The sequence below is a fragment of the Variovorax sp. WDL1 genome, from assembly GCF_001541225.1.
In the GTDB taxonomy this organism is placed as follows: domain Bacteria; phylum Pseudomonadota; class Gammaproteobacteria; order Burkholderiales; family Burkholderiaceae_C; genus Variovorax.
In genome coordinates, this window is record NZ_LMTS01000229.1 from 1 (window position 1) to 1,519 (window position 1,519).

Annotated in this window: 1 protein-coding gene; it reads left to right on the forward strand. The window is 56.8% G+C overall.

Features of this window, described 5'->3' with window-relative positions:
* The first annotated feature begins 46 nt into the window (after nucleotides 1-46).
* Nucleotides 47-1,422, forward strand: a protein-coding gene (locus APY03_RS40690; protein WP_443082848.1) for an IS3 family transposase whose coding sequence is annotated in 2 segments (ribosomal slippage) — nucleotides 47-524 and nucleotides 524-1,422 — 1,377 coding nt in all. Because the reading frame shifts where the segments join, the coding sequence is not laid out codon by codon here.
* The last annotated feature ends 97 nt before the right edge of the window (nucleotides 1,423-1,519 follow it).

Genomic DNA, 1,519 nt, shown 5'->3' on the forward strand with positions numbered 1-1,519 from the left:
TGATCTGACCCCCAAAACCTGGACGAACCGAATCTAGGAAAACGGGATGATCAGGTACACAGACAAGCAGAAGCTGGACGCAGTGAAGGCGTACAGGAAAGGTGGCGGTGGCTTGCTCGCGACGGCAGCGGCCCAGGGCGTGAACGTGGCGTCGTTGCGCAAATGGGTCGCTGGCTATGACTCTCTGGGCGATGCGGGCGTGGTAACGAAAAGGCGCAGCAACTACGATCCTGCATTCAAGCTGGAGGTCCTCCGACGAATGAGCGAAGAAGGACTTTCGTGCAACCAGGCTGCGGCGATTTTTAACGTCAGGCGTCGCGACCAGGTAGCAGAATGGTGGCGGCTGTATTCCGTCCATGGTGAATTAGCATTGCGACCCGGATGGAAAGAAGAGCAGACGACTATGAAGAAGACGCGGCGCCAGCGCGCCGACGAAGAGGCACCCGCTGACGATCAACGCAGCCGGGAGGAACTGCTACGCGATGTCCAGCAGCTTCGCATGGAGAACGCCTACCTAAAAAAAGCGCAGGCCTTGGTTCGAGCCAAGAGACGCTCAGTGCCCGTGAAAGGACGCTGATCGTGATCGAGCTAAGGCCTCATTTCCCGCTCGCCGGTCTGTTGCGGACTGCCTGTCTGCCACGCAGTAGCTTCTACTACCAGCAAAAAGCTCTCAAGACCATCGACAGGCACTGCGATCTGAAGTCCAAGATCCGAGAGATCTTTGACCGCCACCGGGGCAGGTACGGCTACCGCCGCGTAACCGCCGAGCTGAAGCGGAACGGCTGGACTGTCAACCACAAGACGGTTCAAAAACTGATGATTGCGATGCAACTGAAGTCGCTGGTTCGGCCCAAGCGTTACCAAGCCTTTGCGGGGGCAGTTTGCGAGACGGCACCCAACCACCTGCAGCATGATTTCACGGCCGATCAGCCGAATGAGAAATGGGTGACGGACGTGACCGAGTTCAAGGTCAACAATCGAAAGCTCTACCTTTCACCCGTGATGGACCTGTACAACCGTGAGATCGTTTCGTACGAAATCGCGGAGCGCCCGTTGCCGTCCATGATCGAGAGCATGCTCACCAAGGCTTTGGGCCTGCTCGGCTCCGACGAAAGACCGATGCTGCATTCGGACCAGGGCTGGCAGTACCGCATGCCTGCTTTTCGAAAGCGTCTACAGGAAAACAAGCTGGTGCAGAGCATGTCGCGCAAGGCCAACTGCCTCGACAATGCGGCGATGGAAAGCTTCTTTGGAACACTGAAGTGCGAGCTCTTCTACATCAACAAGTTCGAAAACATTGAGGACTTAAAAGGTGCTCTGCACGACTACATTCGCTACTACAACGTCGATCGAATAAAGATGTCTCTGAATGGCCTGAGCCCCATCGAGTACAGGCAGCGGGAGACTCAGGGTTGGCCATGAGTACATGGCCAACCGGGGGCGCCTCCGGCGGCCTGGCAGGGGCCTAAAGAAATCGAAACATCAAGTCAAATGTGTCCAAGGTTCGGGGGTCGGTCCA